The organism is Acinetobacter brisouii, assembly GCF_008993995.1.
In the GTDB taxonomy this organism is placed as follows: Bacteria; Pseudomonadota; Gammaproteobacteria; order Pseudomonadales; family Moraxellaceae; genus Acinetobacter; species Acinetobacter brisouii_A.
The window spans coordinates 1-1925 of sequence record NZ_BKNN01000144.1 but is presented as its reverse complement, the minus strand read 5'-3'; the positions used below and the strand labels follow the sequence as shown (position 1 = coordinate 1925).

2 protein-coding genes are annotated in these 1925 nt (G+C 37.5%); both read left to right on the top strand.

What is annotated here, in order from left to right; all coding sequences use genetic code 11:
• Window positions 1-43 precede the first annotated feature (43 nt).
• Window positions 44-1375, top strand: coding sequence for a type II toxin-antitoxin system HipA family toxin (locus GBN19_RS15275; protein ID WP_151778685.1), 1332 nt, complete (start codon window positions 44-46; stop codon window positions 1373-1375).
• Window positions 1360-1683, top strand: a complete 324-nt coding sequence (locus tag GBN19_RS15270; protein WP_375707878.1) for a helix-turn-helix domain-containing protein — start codon at window positions 1360-1362, stop codon at window positions 1681-1683. Before GBN19_RS15275 ends, GBN19_RS15270 begins: the two co-directional genes overlap by 16 nt.
• The last annotated feature ends 242 nt before the right edge of the window (window positions 1684-1925 follow it).

The following is a 1925-nucleotide window of genomic DNA, read 5'->3' as shown; positions in this document are numbered from 1 at the left end:
GTATTTATGATATTTTTGGGAAAATATTTGCACATTTATACCTATGGAAAAATTAACGATCCAGGCTCTACTCGATACTAAATGGCTAGATATAGCAGAACTCAAGATATTAGAGCCATATAAAGGATCAGCAGGTGCTAGTGAGTTAGTCTATGAACTAGAATATGCCATTTCTTATCTAGATAAGAGGGATGAACATGCCTGTAGCTTAGCACTTCCTGTTCAAATTATGATTCAACATGAATCGAAAGTATGGTTTAGTTTTTTAGATGATATTGTTCCGTCTGGTGCTGCTCGACGTTATTTAGTTCAATATCTAGGTCTGCAAAAACTCTCACCTGCAGAGCAAGATTTTACGTTATTGAAAAAAGGCACAATTGCTCCTGTAGGGAATCTGAGAATTAAGGAATCAGTTCCACCGATTAATCCAGACTCAACATTGCACTTACGCAAGTTCACTACTGATGATGTTACGGAACGGAATATTGACTTTCTCGAATACGCACAACAAATGGGTGCAATTAGTGGTGGTGCAACTGGTGCAGGTGGAGAGGCCCCTAAACTACTGATTCGCGTATCACAGGATCAGCAAGTTTGGATTGATACCTATCAAAATTCTTTTGATGAACCAGATCAGCATTATCTAGTTAAGTTTCCTCGAAATAAGCGTAGTGCAATAGATTGTGACATTTTGAGAACAGAATATCATTTTTATCATGTTCTTAATGAACTTGGTTTTACAACAATTGAAACCTCTCAAATGAGGTTGATTGAAGGTCAAAAATATCCTTCGTTATGGCTACCAAGATTTGATACAGAATGGCGAAATCAGAAATGGCATCGTCTCGGGCTTGAATCTGTTTATTCTGTGTTGAATAAAACATCAGGGAGCCATTTGAATCATTTTGAAGTTATAGATGCTCTTTGTACATTATTAAGGTCGGTAGACAAAAAATTTGATTCTTCGCAGTTCGTTTGTGAGTGGTTACAAAGGGATCTACTTAATATCATTTTTGGTAACTCAGATAATCATGGTCGTAATACGTCATTGTTAAAGAAATCAGGACGAATATTTCTGGCTCCAATTTATGATTTTGCTCCGATGAAAGCCGATCCAGAAGTTGTCACGAGATCAACAACATGGGGAACTCCATATGAGGAAGGAGGAGAATACCGCTGGGAAGGTATTACCCAAAATCTTGCACACTGGTGTGAACCACATATATCTTTAAATGCATTGAAAACATTGGCTAGCAAACTTATTGGACTCAAACAGCAATTAATCGATAAGGGTGTTCCCGAAACGATTATAGAGATGCCTGGTCTAGGGTATGACTTCATTGAAGCCAAATTGAGTCGATGGGAGCTATTATGAAAGATCAAAATCAGCCACTTGACCGTCAACAATTGCTCATTAATTTATATACGCAATATTTATTCGGTGAAATTACCTTGGGACAACTGCTGAACTACTTGCGAAAAAATGTACTTGGTGTGTCACAAGAAAAATATGCAGCAATGGTAGGAATCAGTCGGCGTACTTTAACTGATATTGAACAAGACAAAGGTCAATTGACTCAAGTCGTATTGGATAAGGTGTTTAAACCGCTGGGCTTAAAAGCAGGCCTCGTACCGACACATGAGCATATCGTTCACAAAATCATTCAGCCATCTGGTGATTAAAGTCTGTATATCGAAGTAATGCCAGTCAGTTAAGCTGATTGGCATTTTTTCTTTGGATATTTTGCAGGTTTTGCTTTAACTACTCTTGGACACAGCCTATGCCTTTTTTTCAGGCAATACATACATTTTTGAACTTTCTAATAAATGCTCTAAATGTCTAGGCAAATTACCTGCCGACTCTAAAGGCGTATGCCTCAATATATTGATAATACTCATTGATGCGATATGAAAACTGATCTTTA